This is a genomic window from Pseudarthrobacter siccitolerans (genome assembly GCF_001046895.1).
Taxonomy (GTDB): domain Bacteria; phylum Actinomycetota; class Actinomycetes; order Actinomycetales; family Micrococcaceae; genus Arthrobacter; species Arthrobacter siccitolerans.
The window spans coordinates 171,628-189,966 of the sequence record NZ_CAQI01000042.1 but is presented as its reverse complement, the minus strand read 5'-3'; the positions used below and the strand labels follow the sequence as shown (position 1 = coordinate 189,966).

Annotated in this window: 16 protein-coding genes; 12 read left to right on the top strand and 4 right to left on the bottom strand. The window is 58.4% G+C overall.

Features of this window, described 5'->3' with window-relative positions:
- Positions 1-16: 16 nt before the first annotated feature.
- From ARTSIC4J27_RS10115 to ARTSIC4J27_RS10100, 4 genes are all read right to left on the bottom strand, one after another.
- Entirely contained in the window at positions 17-208 is a 192-nt protein-coding gene (locus tag ARTSIC4J27_RS10115; protein ID WP_050055065.1) for a hypothetical protein, read from the bottom strand.
- A 607-nt stretch (positions 209-815) separates the two neighbouring features.
- Positions 816-3,167 (bottom strand): ATP-binding protein, encoded by a 2,352-nt coding sequence (locus tag ARTSIC4J27_RS10110; RefSeq protein ID WP_050055064.1) that lies wholly within the window; start codon positions 3,165-3,167, stop codon positions 816-818.
- Complete coding sequence (locus tag ARTSIC4J27_RS10105; RefSeq protein ID WP_050055063.1) at positions 3,164-5,008, bottom strand: glycoside hydrolase family 15 protein; 1,845 nt, start codon at positions 5,006-5,008, stop codon at positions 3,164-3,166. Before ARTSIC4J27_RS10105 ends, ARTSIC4J27_RS10110 begins: the two co-directional genes overlap by 4 nt.
- A gap of 490 nt (positions 5,009-5,498) precedes the next feature.
- Positions 5,499-6,485, bottom strand: a complete 987-nt coding sequence (locus tag ARTSIC4J27_RS10100; RefSeq protein ID WP_050055062.1) for a LysR family transcriptional regulator — start codon at positions 6,483-6,485, stop codon at positions 5,499-5,501.
- Between the two features lie 301 nt (positions 6,486-6,786).
- Between ARTSIC4J27_RS10100 and ARTSIC4J27_RS10095 the strand changes: the two genes are divergently transcribed.
- From ARTSIC4J27_RS10095 to ARTSIC4J27_RS10040, 12 genes are all read left to right on the top strand, one after another.
- The gene (locus tag ARTSIC4J27_RS10095; protein WP_083435403.1) at positions 6,787-7,692 is read left to right on the top strand and encodes a hypothetical protein; all 906 of its coding nucleotides are present in this window, start codon (positions 6,787-6,789) and stop codon (positions 7,690-7,692) included.
- A gap of 76 nt (positions 7,693-7,768) precedes the next feature.
- On the top strand, positions 7,769-9,232 hold the full coding sequence (locus tag ARTSIC4J27_RS10090; RefSeq protein WP_050055060.1) for an aldehyde dehydrogenase family protein: 1,464 nt from the start codon (positions 7,769-7,771) through the stop codon (positions 9,230-9,232).
- A 794-nt stretch (positions 9,233-10,026) separates the two neighbouring features.
- Entirely contained in the window at positions 10,027-11,313 is a 1,287-nt protein-coding gene (locus ARTSIC4J27_RS23205; protein WP_235436629.1) for a hypothetical protein, read from the top strand.
- Positions 11,314-11,359: 46 nt separating this feature from the next.
- A complete protein-coding gene (gene purU / locus ARTSIC4J27_RS10080) occupies positions 11,360-12,202 on the top strand; it encodes a formyltetrahydrofolate deformylase (protein ID WP_235436637.1) in 843 nt (280 codons plus the stop codon).
- A 2-nt stretch (positions 12,203-12,204) separates the two neighbouring features.
- Positions 12,205-13,056, top strand: a complete 852-nt coding sequence (locus ARTSIC4J27_RS10075) for a bifunctional 5,10-methylenetetrahydrofolate dehydrogenase/5,10-methenyltetrahydrofolate cyclohydrolase (RefSeq protein WP_050055059.1) — start codon at positions 12,205-12,207, stop codon at positions 13,054-13,056.
- Between the two features lie 89 nt (positions 13,057-13,145).
- A complete protein-coding gene (locus tag ARTSIC4J27_RS10070; RefSeq protein ID WP_050055058.1) occupies positions 13,146-14,480 on the top strand; it encodes an MFS transporter in 1,335 nt (444 codons plus the stop codon).
- A 115-nt stretch (positions 14,481-14,595) separates the two neighbouring features.
- On the top strand, positions 14,596-14,877 hold the full coding sequence (locus tag ARTSIC4J27_RS22140) for a DUF2218 domain-containing protein (RefSeq protein WP_083435401.1): 282 nt from the start codon (positions 14,596-14,598) through the stop codon (positions 14,875-14,877).
- A gap of 109 nt (positions 14,878-14,986) precedes the next feature.
- A complete protein-coding gene (locus ARTSIC4J27_RS10060) occupies positions 14,987-15,703 on the top strand; it encodes a PIG-L deacetylase family protein (protein ID WP_050055056.1) in 717 nt (238 codons plus the stop codon).
- 14 nt (positions 15,704-15,717) lie between these two features.
- Positions 15,718-16,317, top strand: coding sequence for an RraA family protein (locus ARTSIC4J27_RS10055; protein WP_050055055.1), 600 nt, complete (start codon positions 15,718-15,720; stop codon positions 16,315-16,317).
- A gap of 54 nt (positions 16,318-16,371) precedes the next feature.
- A complete protein-coding gene (locus tag ARTSIC4J27_RS10050) occupies positions 16,372-16,728 on the top strand; it encodes a protocatechuate 3,4-dioxygenase (RefSeq protein WP_050055054.1) in 357 nt (118 codons plus the stop codon).
- Positions 16,703-17,587 (top strand): class III extradiol dioxygenase subunit beta, encoded by an 885-nt coding sequence (locus tag ARTSIC4J27_RS10045; protein WP_235436628.1) that lies wholly within the window; start codon positions 16,703-16,705, stop codon positions 17,585-17,587. Before ARTSIC4J27_RS10050 ends, ARTSIC4J27_RS10045 begins: the two co-directional genes overlap by 26 nt.
- Complete coding sequence (locus tag ARTSIC4J27_RS10040) at positions 17,580-18,335, top strand: alpha/beta fold hydrolase (protein WP_050055053.1); 756 nt, start codon at positions 17,580-17,582, stop codon at positions 18,333-18,335. The genes ARTSIC4J27_RS10045 and ARTSIC4J27_RS10040 overlap by 8 nt, the downstream gene beginning before the upstream one ends.
- Positions 18,336-18,339 lie beyond the last annotated feature (4 nt).

The window sequence follows — 18,339 nt, the reverse complement described above, 5'->3', positions numbered from 1 at the left end:
GGCCAAGACTCCATTTTCACGTTAGTGCCGGAAGGAGTGCAGGGAAGGCAGCTGATGCTGCGACCGCGTCGGCGACCGGAACGGAGTCGGTGATCCGACCGTACGGTGAGCTGGAAGAAACAAGGCTGCCGAACCGGACCGCGTTCGCCGTGGCCAGGTCAGTGGCGGAAATGATCGCGTCGAGGTTCGGGTGGGTGACTTCATTCATCAGTCGCTGACCAAAGTCTCGATGCATGACCGCTTGGACGAGGGATTCCGCCCGGCTGAAGCTTCTCCCGGTGGCGATGCTCCTCCAGCTTTGTACGGACGCGATACGAGACATTAATCCCCGCCGAATATGAATGCCTCGGCCGACGCGGATCACGTGGATTGTCAAGGCCCCCGTTCGCCTTCCACCGCATCGCCCACGGCGAGCCCGGGCAGCAGCACCGAGCCGGGCTTGAGCAGGCTGTGTGTCCGCGCGATGAACGCCGCACGCAGTTTGACGGCAGGTCGGCCCGCGCCCTGACGCATACATAGTTAGGGGCAGGGACCCGGGGGTCTATGTGAGGGGTATGTTTTTCGCTGATAAACAAGGAGAAAAGATCCCTGCTAAATCAGCACAAACAGCCCCCTCCCACTGCGATCACCACATGTCCACCAACTTTGAGTTCCGACAGCACACACCTGCCATTCTCGATGTCGAGGGTGAGGGAAAGACCATGTGATACGTTCACGTAGGTTCGCCCATAGACTCTGAGCGCATCAATGGCCGGGCGGAAAGAAGCCGACGCACGGGAATCGGTGTCCCGAGAAGTCATTTCCTGAGACCCGCCTCAGCGATCCGGGACCGATCGCCGGTTCATCCATGAGGCAATCTGGGTACGGGAGGTCATACCCAGTTTGGACAGAATGCTCTCGACATGTCCTTCTACGGTCCTTGTCGACAGGACCAAGTTGTCTGCAATTTCGCGGTTGCTCTGACCGTCGGCAATAAGTGTTGCTACTTGGCGTTGTCTTTTGGTCAGCGCGCCTGCCTCCCTGTCGGAGGCTGAATCTTGCTCGGAAACTTTAAAGCCCAATACCCGGGCTCTCACTTCTTCTGGGCTCATTCGATAGCCTCTCGCGAGAGCTTCACGATAGGTTCGAGGGCCGAGTGCCTTGTGGGCCCGCTTGGCCCATCTGTCGTGGGCTCCGGCCAGATCCGGACCGAAGGAATCAATGCTGCTTTCCACGGCTTCCCAGACACGGGACGCGACTCCCTGGATGACCGCTGCGTCCTCATATTTGGTTTGCTCGGCGAGTGCACTGGAAACGACCTCAAGGTTGAGTGCCGTCACTACTTTGTCGTCGAAAACCAAGGCACGGGCAAGGCTCTGGTGGGCGTATTCGAGGGCACCTTCCGGGTTCCCCTGCGCCCAGGCACAGTAGGCCTTCGACCATAACGTCAGGGACTTTGCATAGGTCTCACCGACCGTATCGCTGATCGCTATTGACTCTCCTGAAACTTCTTCAGCCTTTGGGAAGTCGCCCATCAGCGCATACGTGGTGCTCAGTTGAAACAGCACCAACATGGTGCCTTCGATGCGATTCGCCGCCCGACTCCGCGCCAATGCCTTTTCGAATGTTGCGGCGGCTGCGGATGGATTTCCCCCAAAGAGGAGGAGGCTGCCGGACCAGATCTGGATCTGGGTTTCAATGTCGTCAAAATCTGGTTCCGAAATCTTCCCGGCGGCCCTCAATTCTTCGAGAAGAAGGGTGCATTCCGTGAGACGCTGGTGACTCCCGGCCAAGTCGCCTTGGACCGACGCCATCCAGGCGGCGACACATAGGGCGCGGCACTTCTCGATATCATGCTCGGTCGACGCCGCGAGGACCAGATCCAACCACCGACGGCCCTCGCTGACGAAGCCTCCGACCATCCAGTGAAATCGAAGCGCTGTTACGAGCTGTAAAGCCAAGACATCTGAGGACTCCATGCGGGCAGTGCAATACGTGAGAGCCGCCCGTATGTTCTCGTGCTCCACACGTAGTCGGCTAATCCATATGTTCTGTTCCTGCGACCAAAATTCCTCAGCGCTGGATTGGGAAAGTTCCAGGTAGTACTGGAGGTGCCTTCGGCGCAGAGCTGCCTCCTCGCCGGCGTCTTGCGCGCGCTCAAGACCATACTGGCGGATGGTCTCCAGAACCTGATACCTGACGCTTTTCGGGGTCACGATGGCAATGAGGATCGACTTGGAAACAAGAGAGTCGACCACCTCGAGAATGGAGCTCTGGGAGAGGATCTCGTCGGAGCAGGTGCGTTCTATGGCGTCGAGATCGGCGCTTCCGGCGAACACCGACATCCGCCGCCAAAGAACCTTTTCTTCCGAAGAGCACCGTTCATAACTCCAGTCGATGAGTGCACGCAGGGTCTGTTGACGGGGCGGGGCCGTTGGACTCCCGGAGGTCAGAATCGCGAAGCGGCTCTTGAGTCGCTCCAGGAGCTGCCTGACACTGAGTGATCTAAGGCGCGACGCAGCAAGTTCAAGAGCCAGGGGGATCCCGTCGAGTTGGATACAGAGTTCGGCCGCTGCGGCAATGTTTTCATTGGTGATCCGGAAGTCCGGGGAGCTGGCCCTGGCCCGATCATGGAGGAATGCCAGCGAGTCGATCCGCCGGACAGCTGTTTCATCCAGCACTTCGTTGGCTTGCGGAAGCTCAAAGGGTAGGACGGGCAATATCCTTTCGCCTTTGACCCCCAGCCGTTCCCTGCTTGTGGCCAGAATGCTCAGCCTGGGACTGTTTTCGAGCAGTTTCTCAACCAGTAGCCGACAGCCAGGCAGCACATGTTCGCAGTTATCGAGTATCACCAGCAAATGCCGCTGCGAAAGGTGCGCACTCAATTGATCAGCAACGCTTTGGGTCGACGTAGTACGAATCTCGAGTGCTGACATCAAAGCTTCAGGGACTAATGCGGGATCGGTCAACGGCGCAAGGTCCACCAGCCAGACGCCATCTTCGAATGACGCTCTGACCATCATCCCGACGTGAAGGGCGAGCCGCGTTTTCCCAACTCCTCCAGGGCCGATGAGGGTGACAAGCCGGGACTCCGCCATGGCGTCGCGCACATTGGCTATGTCTTTCCGCCGGCCGACGAAGTTTGTCAGCTGCAGCCTTAAGTTGCCCGGTCCCTTAGCCTCCGTCATGGTGCGGACAGGTTTCCCTTCGATGAGGCCTGAGCACTTTCCGGAACTGCCAGGCTCAGCCTATCCACGCCATGCATAGCATCGGCAGCTCTGACCAAGGCCAGGTGCGAAAATGCCTGCGGGAAATTCCCCGCCATCCGATGCTGTTGAACATCAAACTCTTCACTGAGAAGACCCAGTTCGTTGGCCAGCCCGACGAGCCGATCCATGAGCTTATGTGCTTCGTCCCGGCGGCCGCTGCGTGCATATTGCTCCACCAGCCAGAACGAACAAGCCAGGAAAGGGTGCTCGCCAGGTTCAAGGCCGTCAACGCCGCTGTCGGTCCGGTATCGCATCAACAAACCCCCGCTGGCCAGCAACTCCCTTTCAATCCGCGAGACGGTTCCAAGCATGTGTTCATCGTCGTAAGCCAAAAACCCCACCTGCGGAAGGACCAGGAGGGATGCATCGGTCTGGACACCCCCGTAGCTCTGCGTAAATGAGTTGAGTTCCTGACTAAAGCCTCGTTCCATTATCTCTGTGCGCATACGGTCCCGGAGCTGTTCCCAACGGTCGACCGGTCCGGTGAGCCCGTGTTCTCGAACGGCCCGGACACCGCAGTCAAACGCAGCCCACATCATGACCCGGGAATGGGTGAAATACCTGGTGGGGCCCCGCATCTCCCACAATCCGAAGTCCTCGTCATCGAGGTGCTTCTCAACAAAGGACAGGAGCGCACGCTGAAGCGGCCAGGAAAACGAATCTTCTTTACCGCCGGCGAGTCGTAGCCGTTCCAACGCCACCATTACTTCGCCGACCACATCGGCTTGGTACTGCGAGGCCGCTGCGTTACCTATGCGGACTGGTACAGCGCCGTTGTACCCAGGGAGGTGGTCCAAGACTTTTTCTGGCAGGTCACGCTCGCCCGCCACCCCATACATAATCTGTATATCCTCGGGGTCTCCGGCGAGGGCCCGCAATAGCCAGTTCCGCCACTTGAGAGCCTCCGCCTCATAGCCGTGCGTGAGCATGGACTCGAGAGTGAGCGCCGCGTCCCGCAGCCAGCAAAATCGGTAGTCCCAGTTTCGCGTTCCCCCGAACTCCTCGGGCAGTGAAGTCGTTGGAGCTGCAACGATGCCACCCGTTTCAAAGTGGGACAAGGCCCGCAAGACGAGGAGGGACCGTTTCACCATGGGGCTATAGGGCCCATCCTGACGGCAATTTCCTCCCCAGGTTTTCCAAAACCTCAGCGCCCCGCTGAGTGCGACATCAAAATCAACCGGGTCTGGGAGCGGCCGATATGAGGGAAACCAATCCAGCTCGAAGTCCAGATGCTGGCCGGAGGCAACGGCGAACGAACTGCCATGGCCCTGAGCGTGCGGGTCCGGCAGCGTTTCGCAGTGGAGAGCCCAGGCATCCGGGCCGGCCATGGCAACCAAACTGTCTTTCGAACCGGAACGAACACGACTTGTCCATGGCTTCAGTGCACCGTACTGGGGACGAATCGACAGTTCCTGGCGCATCAAAACTTCACCTTCAAGCCCGATGACTCGTCGCAATATGGATGAACCCGGAAGGCCTACAGGCATGAGGTCGACCACTTTGACCCGACCTTCGGCGGTTTCCCAGATGGTCTCCAGGACAAAAGTCGATTCCACGTAGTGTCGGTCGATCACCTGCGCTGACATGTGCTGAGGGGCGATAACCCAGCGGCCGTGCTCCTCTGTTCCAAGTAAGGCCGCGAAAGTCGAAGGAGAGTCGAAGCGCGGGAAACAGAGCCAATCGACGCTTCCTCGCTTGGACACAAGGGGCCCCGTCGTAAGGTCCGACAGCAGTGCGTAATCCTCGATTGATTCCGCCATATGCCTACTAAAGCACAAAGGCTGTCCGTGCGCGCACAGTCGCGCACGCCACCGCTTCGATCCAGCTCAGACTGAGAAGTTGCGCCTCTGACGCACTGGGGGCTCTGCGGTGCTGCTCCGCATGGTTCGGTTCCCAGGATCGGAGCACGGCGCACCCAGTGGAAACAAGATCGGGTAGTCAATCGCGTAGTTTCCCCCGTCCCGAACGCAGCACTGCGCGACATTCTGAAGTCCTGGGAAGAACCGTAACCGTTACGAAAGCAGGAAAGGGAGTGTAGGCGATGACACGAGAAGAAGCCTTTGTTCGTTGCCCGAAAGACTCGTATGTGGAGTTCTACAGTGGGGAATGGGTGATCGTCCCATACGAGCCGGTACAGCAGCCTCAGTTCTTCTACTGCGACCCTGGTGGTCAAACCGCCAGAACCCAAACTCTTTCCGCGAGGTATTAGTTACTGGTGCACCGTTCTTCGCGCGGTAAGTCTGTAGTGGGTTACGGGCTATTTTCTTCTTGGTCGTCAGGACCATACACAGATACCTCCGGCACTCCCCCATTGACGTAGTTCGGGTACGGATACACGGCCAGTCCGGCGGCGATAGTGGAACGGAGCCATTCGACAGGCCGGGACGGCACGGTGCGTCGGCAGGTGTAGAGCGTGACACGCCCAGGCTTGATACTAAAGGGAAGCGTGAACTGGCGAATGTTCCCTTGAGATTCGGCTATATCAGCCAAAGCCTTGGGCACCACACTCACATGGTCGGTGACGGCGAGGACCTGCGATACTACCGCGAAGCTGGGAAGGGTGATTGTGACCGAGTCGCCGATGCCTACCTCACGCAGGCGCTGGAGGACGTGCTCGTGGCCCAGCGCTTTGGAGGCCACAATGTGCTTCTCCGCACCAAGGTCTTGGAGGGAAGGGCTGGCGGACAAGCGAGGGTGCTCAAGGGCACATATGCCTACATAGGGCATATCCATCAGTGGCTCAATGAGCAAATCGTCCTCATGGATTGCGGGAATGCCGATCGCGGCATCGACCTCATTCCGCACCAACCGGTCATGAAGCTGCGCTGTGTCCAGTGGAATGACGTCGATTCCTACGTTGGGCGCGGCTGCCAGAACAGCGCGAATGATGTAAGGAAACAGCGCCATCAGGCCCAGGTCGGTCATCATCAGCCTGAACCGGTGCGTGCTGACTGCTGGGTCAAAGGTAGCTGCACCCCGCACTGCAGAGTCCAAAGCACGAAGCGATTGGCTCAATTCTGGATAGAGACCGAGAGCCATTGGTGTTGGCTCTAAACCATTGGGGCCGCGGAGGAAAAGCGGGTCTGTGAACACCTTTCGCAACTTGGAAAGTGCATAACTGACCGAAGGCTGACTGATGGTCAGGATTTCAGCGGCATCAGTCACGCTTCGCGTCTCAAACACCAATGCAAATACGCGCAGGAGGTTCAGATCGTACTTCGCGCCAGGTTCGTCCATACCCACAGAGTAGTGGAAGAACCACCCTCATAGACAACATCTATTTTTATATACGCAAATTCTATTTGATAAACAAAGGTCTGAGGCCTACCGTGAATCAGGTGGTGATGCAGAGCACATAGCATCCGGCCCGGCCTGCGGAAAACGTGAGAAAACCCGAAGTACGCTCGCTCGGCAATTACGCAAAAAAGGTGGAAAACAATGACGTACACCGTCGCCGGCATGCGAGGGCAAGTCGCTCAGCGCCGTCAGACCAATGACGGCTCCTCGCGCCGATACTTAACTTTCTGGGAGAGTACAAATGACTAAGCAGCGTGGCTACAAATGGATTTCTGCGGAAATCGAGCGGTTGGACCCTAACGTCGACTACGAAACTATTTGGAAGCTATCGACGTGCTATTGGGTCAACGACTTCATGATGAGCTTCCTTTACACAACCGGGTTTCCCCATTTCACCCTGCCTCCCACCGGACCGAAGTCACTGGAAGCAACCAACAAGATCTTCGCGCGAACTGACAAGCGCGAGGAAGATACAACCGATCACCTGTGGACCTGGTTCGAGCGCGGGCCATCCAGTCCCGAAATGCAAAAATCCGTTGATATCGTCAACAAGATTCATGAGGCGATTTGGAAGAAGAACCCCGGGCTCTTTTCCAATGTCGATGATTTCATCTACACCATCTGTGTCCTCGGGGCGGACATGCACAGACTCCGACTGCGCGTGGGAATGCCCGGTTTTACCGAGAACCAGCGGATCGCCACACACAAGTACTGGTATGAGGTCTCCAAGATGTTCCTCAGCGAAGTCGGTCCGGTTTCGGACCAGTTCCCGGAAAACTTCGAAGGAATGCTCACCTACATGGCGGACTTCGAGGCCCGGGACTGGCCACAGACAGACGTCGGACATAAAGCAGCGATGCTCTTGATCGACAAATTTGGCGAGAACTGGTTTCCCAAGGGATTCCACTGGGTCGGCAGGAACCTCATCAAGTCGTTGCTCGACGAGCCAAGCCACAGGGTCCACCGGATCCCGTATACCAGCAGGTTTGTCACCAAAATATTCGAGCTGATCATCCTGGCAGCCTTCTTTGCGAAAGAGAAAGTCCTACCGGACCCAACCATCTCAACGCCGGAGCGGCACCGCGAAGCGGCTGCAAAGCTGGGCCAGCTGACGCGGACCGAGCGCAAGTTCAAGAGTGCAGCCTAGGTCGACAAATCCACATGAATCACAACTCTCTCCATCACTCGCCGTCTATCGGCATGAACGAAAGTATGTGTCAAAAATGACCACGAATATTTCCCGTGCCACCCAGACCCGGGCTGGGCTGTTCATCGACGGAACCACTATCGAAACCGGCAACTGGTCACCTGTTCATGACCCTTCCGATCCGAGCACGGCTGTCGGCTACTCCGCAGACGCGTCGTTGCACGAATCCCGCGCCGCCGTTGCCGCAGCCGACGCTGCATTCCCTGGATGGGCCGCAACCCCGATACTCGACAGGGTCTCGCTCATCCTGGACGCATTAAGCGGGATCGAGGGCTACGAGAATCAACTGTCGGAACTCCTGGTGCGCGAAAACGGCAAGACCTTGCAAGAGGCGTCCATAGATGTCACCGTGTTCGAACTTCGTTTCCGCGCGGCATGTGAGCTAGCGGCGACGGTCGCTGAACCGGTACGGCTTGCCGGCCCGCCTTTCCGGACGGAAGTTCACCGGCTTCCGGTAGGCGTCGTTAGCATCATTGTCCCGTTCAACTGGCCGTTGGCAATCCTGGCGGCGAGTCTTCCATATGCGCTCGTGGCCGGAAACACCGTCGTGGTCAAAGCGCCGCCCACTACGCCGCTTGCGGTTATGCGCGCTCTGGAGATTCTTGGTTCACGGCTACCCAAAGGGGTGATCAACGTGATCAGCGGCGCAAATTCTGACGTCGAACCACTAATCACCGACTCCAGAGTCCAACACGTTGTCTTCACTGGCAGCACCGCGGCGGGCACTCGCATCATGACACTGGCAGCACAATCGCTGACCAAGGTCACGCTGGAACTCGGCGGCAACGACCCTGCCATCATTCTTGATGACGCGGAGCTCAGCGACTCTATGCTCTCAGAGCTTGTCGCAGCGTGTTTTCTCACGTCCGGGCAAGTGTGCATGAGCGTCAAACGCATCTACGTTGCTCGTAGCCGCTTCGCAGAACTTGCCGATGGAATGGGCCGTATTCTCGAAAACTATATAGTGGGCAACGGCTTTGATCCTGCCGTAAACATGGGCCCCTTGAACAGCGCTGCACAGCGTGACCACGTCATTCAACTCCTTGATCAGGCTCGCCGCACTGGAACTGAGGTCCGTGAGTTCGGTCGGATGACGGAACAGGCCCTTGCTGGCGCTGGCCACTATCTTCTGCCCTCGCTGGTTCTCGATCCTCCAGCCCACCTTGATATCGTCACTCTGGAACAGTTCGGCCCGACGGTTCCGATTATGCCCTTTGATGACCTCGATGAATTGATCGGGCAGTTGAACAATGAATGGTCCGGTTTGTGTTCATCGGTGTGGACCTCCAATGAGGAACTTGGCGGTGACATAGCACGGCGAATGAGGACCGGCACGACGTGGGTGAACCAGGCAAACGCCGGTGCATGCGATGACCGCGCTCCATTTGGCGGCTTCCGGCAGAGCGGAATCGGCCGAGAGATGGGAACCGACGGGATCCTTGACTTCACGGAACCCCACACAGTGACATTCCGCGCCTGACAGATCCCGCAGTGGTGGTGTCGCCCCTGACCAACAGACACCACCACTGAAACTGCTGCTTCACCCGACACTCACCGAAGCTGTGCTCCGCCAGCAGCCCGGTGATCGCACGCGCCCCTGGATCGCTACTGCCGTCCAGGGGTTGCGTGTTATATTCGCCGCCCACCCCGTCATGGCCAACACCAAACGGCAGCGGACCCAGCTCCACCCACTCAAGGCGCGGAAGCCACCTGCGCGGCCCTGGCTCTATTTCCGCTTGCCAATCAGCCCCTCCTGCACCACGGGTCTGGTCTGAATGCTGCCCCTGCTGACCTCTGGCCCGGAGGAACACTACTGACGGGCGACCAACCCGACCTTACCGACCCGTGGGTCCACGCGCATGACTTCCGCCCATGTGCAGGCAGCGCCGCTATCCACCTCACCGTCCTGCCCCCGAAACCCTGATCAGCACGCATTAGAGGCGACCAACGCGTACGGCATAGCGGCAACCGGATTTCGGGACGCATTCGCTATGCCAAACGGCCCATCAAATAGCTATGAGGACCGATCGCCCGCCAAACCGAGCATTCTCGTAACGCCTTTCACTGCCACCAGGTCCTTCATCCGAGACGCCTACAAAGCCTCATAGACAGTATCTATTCTGACATTCATACATTCTATTTGATAAATAATACGTTCGGCTTTATCGTGAATTAGGTGGTGATGCAGAGCACAAAAGCATCAACCAAGTGAGCGGAAGCGTGAAGAAATCCGCGGAACGCTCCTCAGCAAATACGCAAGAAAAGGTGGAAACAATGACGTACACCGTCGACAGCATGCGCAAGGCTCCGGAAGGATACGCGTGGAGCCGCTTCGGCCAGCCGGAGTACACGGACTGGCTTGACGAGAGCCTTTCCTGGAAGGAGAGCTGCTACATCGGCGACTGGTCCTTCTTGTGGCAGCACCGTTTCACCGGTCCGGACGCGCTGCGCCTGTTCGAGGAAACCACGGTGAACAGCTACAAGAAGTTCGATATCGGGCAGTCTAAGCACGCAATTCACACCAACCGGAGCGGCAAAGTCATTCACGAAGGTGTGCTCACACGCTTCGGTGAGGAGGACTTTGTTGTCCACGGGCGCGGCGGCTTCTGGGCTGCTTTCAATCTTGAGCACGGCAACTACAACGCTCAAGTGTCGAAAGAAGACTGGTTCATCTTCCAGGTCTCGGGTCCGGCCGCAGTAAAGGTCCTCAAAGCCCTCACGGACTCAGACGAACTACTGAACGCCAAATACATGCATGTCGTCCCGATCACAGTAGCCGGGCACGAAATACATGCCCTTCGCCAGGGCATGGCCGGTGAAGTCGGGTTCGAACTTCAGGGCCCCAAAGAAGCCGGTCAGGCCGTCTACGACGCCGTACTCGAAGCCGGCAAGGCATTTGGCATCCGCAAGTTGGGTGGCAGGGTGGCCGCGATCAACCATCTCGAGGCGTGTTTTCCAACCATTGCCACTGACTACATCCCGGCGATCTTCGATGAGGACATGGCCGAGTACCTGAAGTACTTCCAATCCTCAATGCCCGCCTTCGCGCAACCTGCATATATCGCCGGCAGTTACGAGGGAAAGGACATCAGCGAGTACTACCGCAGCCCCATCGAATTGGGGTGGGGCCGAACAGTGAACACTGATCACGACTTCCTCGGCCGTGAAGCCCTCGCTGAAGAGAAGGAGAATCCTCGCCGGGTCATCAGAACCCTCGAATGGGACGGAGACGACGTCGCCGAGGTTCAGGCTTCCTTGTTCCGGGACGGGGAGCACTACGACTTCATGGACATGCCTCGGGACCAACGCGGTTTCATGTGGGCGGACCGCGTCGAAGTCGACGGAATCCTTGCAGGAGTGGCCACCTCGCGGGGATACAGCTACTACTTCCGCAAAATGCTCTCCCTGGCCACCATCGACGTCGAGTATGCCGAACCAGGTACCGAAGTCAGCGTCATCTGGGGAGCCCCCGGCCACCCACAAAAAACCATCCGAGCCATTGTCAGGCCAGCCCCCTACAAGACCGATAAATCACGAGGTGATCTCCTTGCAACCGTCTAGCACGACACTCCCGGCACCAGCTGCCGCCGCCTCAGGGCCCCAGGACATCGGGCGTCTGGTTGTCAGCTGTCCGGACCAGCCAGGCATCGTCGCCAAATTGACACAACTGCTCGGTCAGCACGGAGCCAACATACTCTCCCTGGACCAGTTCACAACCGGCCCCGAAGACGGCACGCTCTACCAGCGGACCGTGTTCCATCTGCCGGGCTACGCAGCCCGCAAGGAGGGCCTGGAAGCTGATATCCAAGCGAAGTTGGCGGGTCCGCTTGACATGCAGTGGAAGCTTACCGACGCTTCCAAGCGCAAACGCGTGGCAATCTTCGCCTCGAAGACGGACCACTGCCTGTTAGATCTGCTGTGGCGGCACCGGCGTGGTGAAATCCCGATGGATGTCGTCATGGTCATATCCAACCACCCCGACCTCGCGGACCAGGTTCGCCCCTTCGATATCCCCTACTTTTACGTTCCGGTCACCGGAGATAAAAAGGAGGCCGAACGCAAGCACCTTGAACTGCTCAACGGCAACGTCGACCTCGTGGTCCTTGCCCGGTATATGCAAATCATCTCGGCTGAATTCCTGGACGAAGTGGACGTCCCCGTGATCAACATCCATCACTCCTTCCTCCCCGCCTTCATCGGTGCAGGACCCTATCAGAAGGCCAAGGATCGCGGCGTCAAGCTCATCGGCGCAACCGCGCACTACGTAACCAAGGACCTCGATGAAGGGCCGATCATCGAACAGGACGTCATCAGGGTCACTCACCGGGAATCAACACCGCAGTTGATGCGCTTCGGAGCGGACGTTGAGCGGAGCGTCCTCTCCAGGGCCGTTGCCTGGCACTGTGAGGACAAGGTCATGCGCGACGGCAACACAACGATTGTGTTCTAGCCATGGAAACGGCACAGATTATTGACGGCAAGGGCCTGGCAGCGCGTCTCCGAGAAGAGCTCCGCTCCGAGGTAGAACAGTTCAAACGCGCCACCGGCCGCCCGGTTGGGCTCTCGACCGTCCTCGTGGGCGATGACCCGGCCTCTGAAGTCTACGTCGGCAGCAAACGTCGGCTCTCGCAACAGGCGGGGATCGATGATCATCATCGACGCCTGCCGGCCGATGCGACGCAGGAACAGGTAGCCGCTGTTCTGGATGAATTGGCTGCCGATCCTGCAGTTGCCGGTATTCTGCTTCAGCTTCCGCTGCCAAGCCACTTGGATGCCAAGGCCCTCATCGACCGCATACCTTGGGAGAAGGATGTCGACGGGCTGACAACGACCAGCGCTGGCCGTCTCGCCCGAAATTTGGACGGACTGCGGCCCTGCACACCGCTTGGCGTGATCTCCCTGCTTGAGGCTGAAGGCGTTCGGCTTCAGGGAATCAATGCGGTTGTTGTCGGACGGTCCGATCTGGTCGGAAATCCCTTGTCCCGGCTCCTGCTGCAAAAGGATGCGACCGTGACGCTTGCCCACTCCAAAACGGAAGATCTTGCAGAAGTCACCAGCCGGGCGGCATTGGTGATTGCTGCCGCCGGTGTCCCCGGCCTGCTTGGAAAGCAGCACATTTCACCAGGGGCTGTAGTGATCGATGTGGGAATCCACCGGACGGCGAACGGCCTGGTGGGCGACGTCGACTTCGACGCAGTAAGCGGAGTGGCGTCCAGGATAACCCCAGTGCCTGGCGGCGTCGGCCCAATGACCATTGCTGAACTACTCAGAAACACGCTGAAAGCGGCGCAGCTCCAAAACTAGGGCTACTAGTCCAACACGGCCCTGGGCCGTATCAACTCCGATTTTGCCGAGGACGGCGGAATCCAATAAATCCTTACCGAAGGACCACCATGTCACCAACCAGTGTCGCCACCGTTGTCGGCAATGCGAAAATCAACCGATTTCACATCAAAGTCGCAGGTATCTGCGCTCTCCTCATGGTCATCGACGGGTATGACCTCGTTTCGTTCGGATCCGTCATTCCCCTCCTCATCAAGGACTGGGGCGCGGACCCCGTAGCCCTTGGCGTCGTCGCCTCCATGGCCCTGGCCGGGATGTTTGTCGGCGGACTGCTCGTAGCCCCCTTGGCCGACAAATACGGCCGCCGAAAAGTGCTTGTAGCCGGCCTGCTCCTGGTCAGCTTCGCGGCGTTTGCCTGCGCCTTCGCCGGGTCTGTGCTTGTCCTGGGAGCATTGCGATTCATCGTCGGTATTGCCCTGGGAACACTGGTGCCGAACCTTGTAGCTCTCACCGGCGAGATCGCGCCTAACAAGTCGAAGGCACTCTTCGTAGCAACGGTATCGGCCTTCTACGCCGTCGGTGGCGTCAGCGCGGCCCTGATTTCGATCTGGGTTGAGCCGTTCCTGGGCTGGCACGGGGTCTTCTACGTATCCGGGCTTTCTATTTTCCTGGTTCCCGTGGTCTTGAAGCACCTGCCGGAATCTCCTGAGTTCCTGGCCCTGCGCGGCGATCGGAACCGGCTGGATGCGGTGATGAAGCAGATTGAGCCAGGTTGGGACTCCGGACTCGAGATAGTCCAGCCTGCCCGTGCTCAGTCGAACTCCCGCATCGCACAACTGTTTACCAACGGAAACGCTTTGGCGTCATCGCTGATGTGGGTCTTCTTCATCATGACCATGCTCCTGACCTACGCACTGAACACCTGGCTGCCCAAACTGATGCAGAACGCGGGATTTGAGCTTGGTTCAGCCATGTGGACACTTGTCGTGCTCAACGCAGGCGGGCTTCTCGGATCGATCGCAGGAGGTTGGATGGCCGGGCGTACTTCCTACCGGAAAACCCTCATTGGCTACTTCGCGGTGGCAATTGCTTCGCTGCTGGTGCTCTCTGTTCGGCCTGGCCCGCTCGTCCTGAACATCGCCCTGTTCACGGCAGGAGCAACAATCATCGGGATCCTGGCTATCATCCACGCCTTCGCTGTGGAGTTCTACCCGGTTCATGTCCGCACGACAGGCGTCGGATGGGCGTCAGGCAACGGACGTGTCGGTGCGATCGCTGGTCCGATCCTTGGAGGTGCCCTTGTGGCAGCCCAGCTCCCTCTGCAAATCAACTTCCTTCTCTTGACCATCCCCGCAGTCATCGCAGTCATTGCCGTGATCATCGTGACTGCCCGCCGGTTCAAAATGCCGGCAGCTCCAGTAGAAGAACGCGTTCCCACCGCCTAAGCACCCGCATCCAAGCCACCCTCCCCCTCCAGCTCAAGAAGGAAACCCGTGGGATCGTCGTCCCCAGAAGCGCCGTTGTCTTTCTGCCTTTCGGAGAGTTGAAGTGTTACCTCCAATGCTGAGATCACGCGCGGACATTTCAATTGACCGTCCACATCGCTGGGCTAAGCAACTCGTCGCCCACCTGAGCCGGAATGTCCCATCGGAACAATCGCCGGAGGGCGATGTCCTCACTATCGGCGGCGGGAAAGGAATCGTGCTTGTCGAGTCTGACAAGTTGGTGCTGCTCGTCATCGCCCCTGATACCGCTTCGTTGGAGCACATAGAAGGCGTACTGGCCCGGCACCTTCAACGTTTCGCCCGCCAGGAGCAACTGAACATCTTGTGGCTCCGGTAGGAAATTACCCTCCTGTTCCGCGGCCCCGATGCCACGGCAAAGCGCATTGGGGCCAAGTCCACTGCAATTTCAATTAGAGAACATTTGTCAACCAATAAAGGAGACCTTGATGTCGAAGAGGAGAATGCTCGTCGTCGGCGCGCATAGCGCAGATTTCGTCTGGCGCTCTGCAGGTGCCGTTGCCGCCCACACCAAAGCTGGCGGCGAGGCACTTGTCTTGGCCCTGTCATACGGCGAACGGGGGGAATCTGGTGAGCTGTGGAAGGTACCCGGGCAGACTGAGGACAACGTCAAACGTATCCGGCATGAGGAAGCGTCAAGGGCAGCGGCAATTCTTGGAGCTGATTTCCAGGCCTTCGATCTGGGAGACTATCCGCTGGAGATCGGCCCGGATGTCATTTCTCGTCTTGCCGAATTGATGCGGGACTTTCAACCCCACGTGACCCTCACTCACCCGGCGAAGGACCCTTACAACCCGGACCATCCCGTCGCCCACGCCGCCGTGGCTCGTGCCCGGCTTCTGACAGCCGGTGCTGGCGTGGACAGTGGTTTTCGCACAGCGCCCCCGGCAGAGTTTTTGGCCTTCGAACCCCACCAGCCTGAACTCTGTGAGTTCACGCCCTCGGTCTTTGTCGACATCAGCGAAGTCTTTGAGCTCAAAATGCTGGCAATGAAAGAGATGAAGGCCCAGCAGTACCTGCAGGAGTACTACAGCCAGCGAGCCGAGCACCGGGGCAACCACGCCCGCAAGGTCACCGGCAACAAGCAGATCCGCCAGGCCGAAGCGTTCCAGCGACTACTGCCCAACGTCGTCGATCAGCTCTAGGAAAGGAAACAGGCATGAACGCTCCTGCCAAGCAACTAATGGAACAAGCTGCGACACTGCCCACCGCAAATATCGGGGATGCCATGGACAGGCTGAACGTCGTCGATTCCGGCATTCATCCAGTCTGGCCAGGGGCACGGATAGTCGGCCGCGCGTTCACAGTCATGACCGCCGGTGGGGACAACAAAGCCATTCATGATGCTCTAGACCTTGCCGCCCCCGGCGAGGTCCTGGTCGTGAATGGTCAGGCCGCAACGCACCGGGCCCTCATCGGGGAACTCATAGCCGGTCGGGCTGCCGCGTCAGGGGTGCTCGGGTTTGTTATTGATGGCGCTGTCCGTGACGTCCGGGACTTGCAGCTGATGCAGTTTCCTGTGTTCGCCAGGGCAATCTCACCGGCTGGTCCATACCGGAATGGGCCCGGCTACTGTCAGCGACCTGTGGCCATAGGCGGGGTTGTTGTGAGTCCCGGGGACCTCATCGTCGCCGACGACGACGGGGTGGTTGTGGTCCCGCATCAGTTCGAGGCCGATGTCATTGCAAAGGCCGCCCTCAAGCACGAGCAGGAACTCGCGCAACGACATGCGATAACTGGTTCGGCCAGCACTCACTAAGCCGGTCATCGGCCGCAAAACCTGGTTAGTAAACCGCAAGGAACGGAGAAACAAATGCCATCGTCTACACCGGTGGTTCCCGGGACATACGTCTTTGATGTTGTTCAGAGCGCCCGAGGATATGCACTAAATCGCCTATGTGGCTCCCTCAAAGACCCAGCCAACCGCGAAATTTTCACTGCGGATGAGGCCGCATACTGCGAGGCATATGGCCTCACCGCCGAGCAACGCGATGCCATCCTTCAGCGCGACTGGACCCGGATGCTGGACTTGGGCGGCTCAATTTTTTATGTGTTCAAACTCGCTGTATTGGACAAGGTATCCATGCAGGATTTGGGCGGAATTTTCACAGGTATGACAACGGAGGAATTCGTTGCATCGTTGAATGCAGGAGGACGTCATTTTGGCTGAATTGATCTGGGGACTTGGAACTTCCCACGTACCATCCATTGGCGCGGCAATGGACAACCACAAAACGGAGGAACCCTACTGGAAGCCGCTGTTTGATGGATATGCCCCCGCTCGTGAGTGGATGGCTCAACACAAACCTGACGTAGCCATCATCGTCTACAACGACCATGCAAACGCGATGGACCTCGGCATGACCCCCATGTTCACTATCGGGACGGCCGCCAAATACAACGTCGCCGACGAAGGGTGGGGCAGCCGCAAAGTCCCTCCTGTTATCGGCCATCCTGAGCTATCCGAGCACCTCCTTGTGAATCTCGTTGATGATGGATTCGATATGACCGTATGTCAGGAACTGGATGTCGATCACGGCCTTACTGTTCCGCTCTCGGTCTACTGCCCGGATCCCGGTACCGCCTGGCCCTGCGCGGTAGTGCCAATCCTGGTCAACGTTCTCCAGTACCCGCAACCAACGGCGGCACGCTGCCTGGCGCTAGGCGAGGCCCTCGGGAAGGCCATCCGTTCCTACCCGGAGGACATCAAAGTCGCAGTATTTGGCACCGGAGGAATGTCGCATCAACTCGCCGGTGCCCGCGCCGGACTCATCAACGAAAAGTTTGACCGGATGTTCCTCGAAGCGATTGAAACTGACCCTGCTGCGCTAACGGCGCTAACAAGGGAGGACTACATTCGGGAGGCCGGCTCGGAAGGCATCGAATTAATAATGTGGCTGGTTATGCGCGGAGCCATTGGATCAGATATTCACCGGGTACACGAGGCATACCATGTGCCGGCCTCTAACACAGCCACAGCCCTAGCCCTGTTTGAAACCGTGCCTTCGAACGGAGCCAAAAATGCCTAACACCTCTGATGGCAAAGTTGCGGACTCCGGGCCTTTTGTATTGGTCCACGGGGCTTGGCATGGAGCCTGGTGCTGGCGGCCCGTCCAACATCTTCTTGAAGCCGCAGGAGCTCGGGTCTTCACTCCAACCCTTACCGGACTCGGTGACAGGGCACACCTTCTGACCAGGGAGACCGGCCTGTCCACCCACGTAAAGGACGTAGTGTCCGTCCTCGAATCAGAAGACCTGCAGGACGTAGTCCTTGTCGGCCACAGCTACGCAGGACTGGTTGTCACTTCTGCAGCCGCGCTCGTCCCGGACCGCATCAAACGGCTGGTGATTCTGGATGGCTTCTTGCCAGAGGCAGGAGAGGTAGCTATGGACTTGCTGCCCGAACGCGCCGCAGCTCACTACCGGGAATCAGCGGACAAGAATGATGGACTCGTCATCGACCCCAGGCCGCTTGAAAACCTTGGAGTCAGCGACCCGCAGACAATCGCAGAACTGACTCCGAAACTTACCGCCCACCCCGCCAAGACTTACCTGGACAAGGTTGAACACGGGCTGTCGGACTTGTCATTCCCGGGCGAGTATCTGCTGTGTTCCGGATGGTCGACGCCGTTCTTGCGTTTTGCCCAACGCGCGAGCGCCAAGACATGGCAAGTCAGCGAACTAGATGCTGACCACGAGGTCATGGTCACAAACCCTGACCTGCTCGCACATCACCTGCTATACCCCGCAAACCAGCCAGTAGAGACGGCTCCATAGGAGG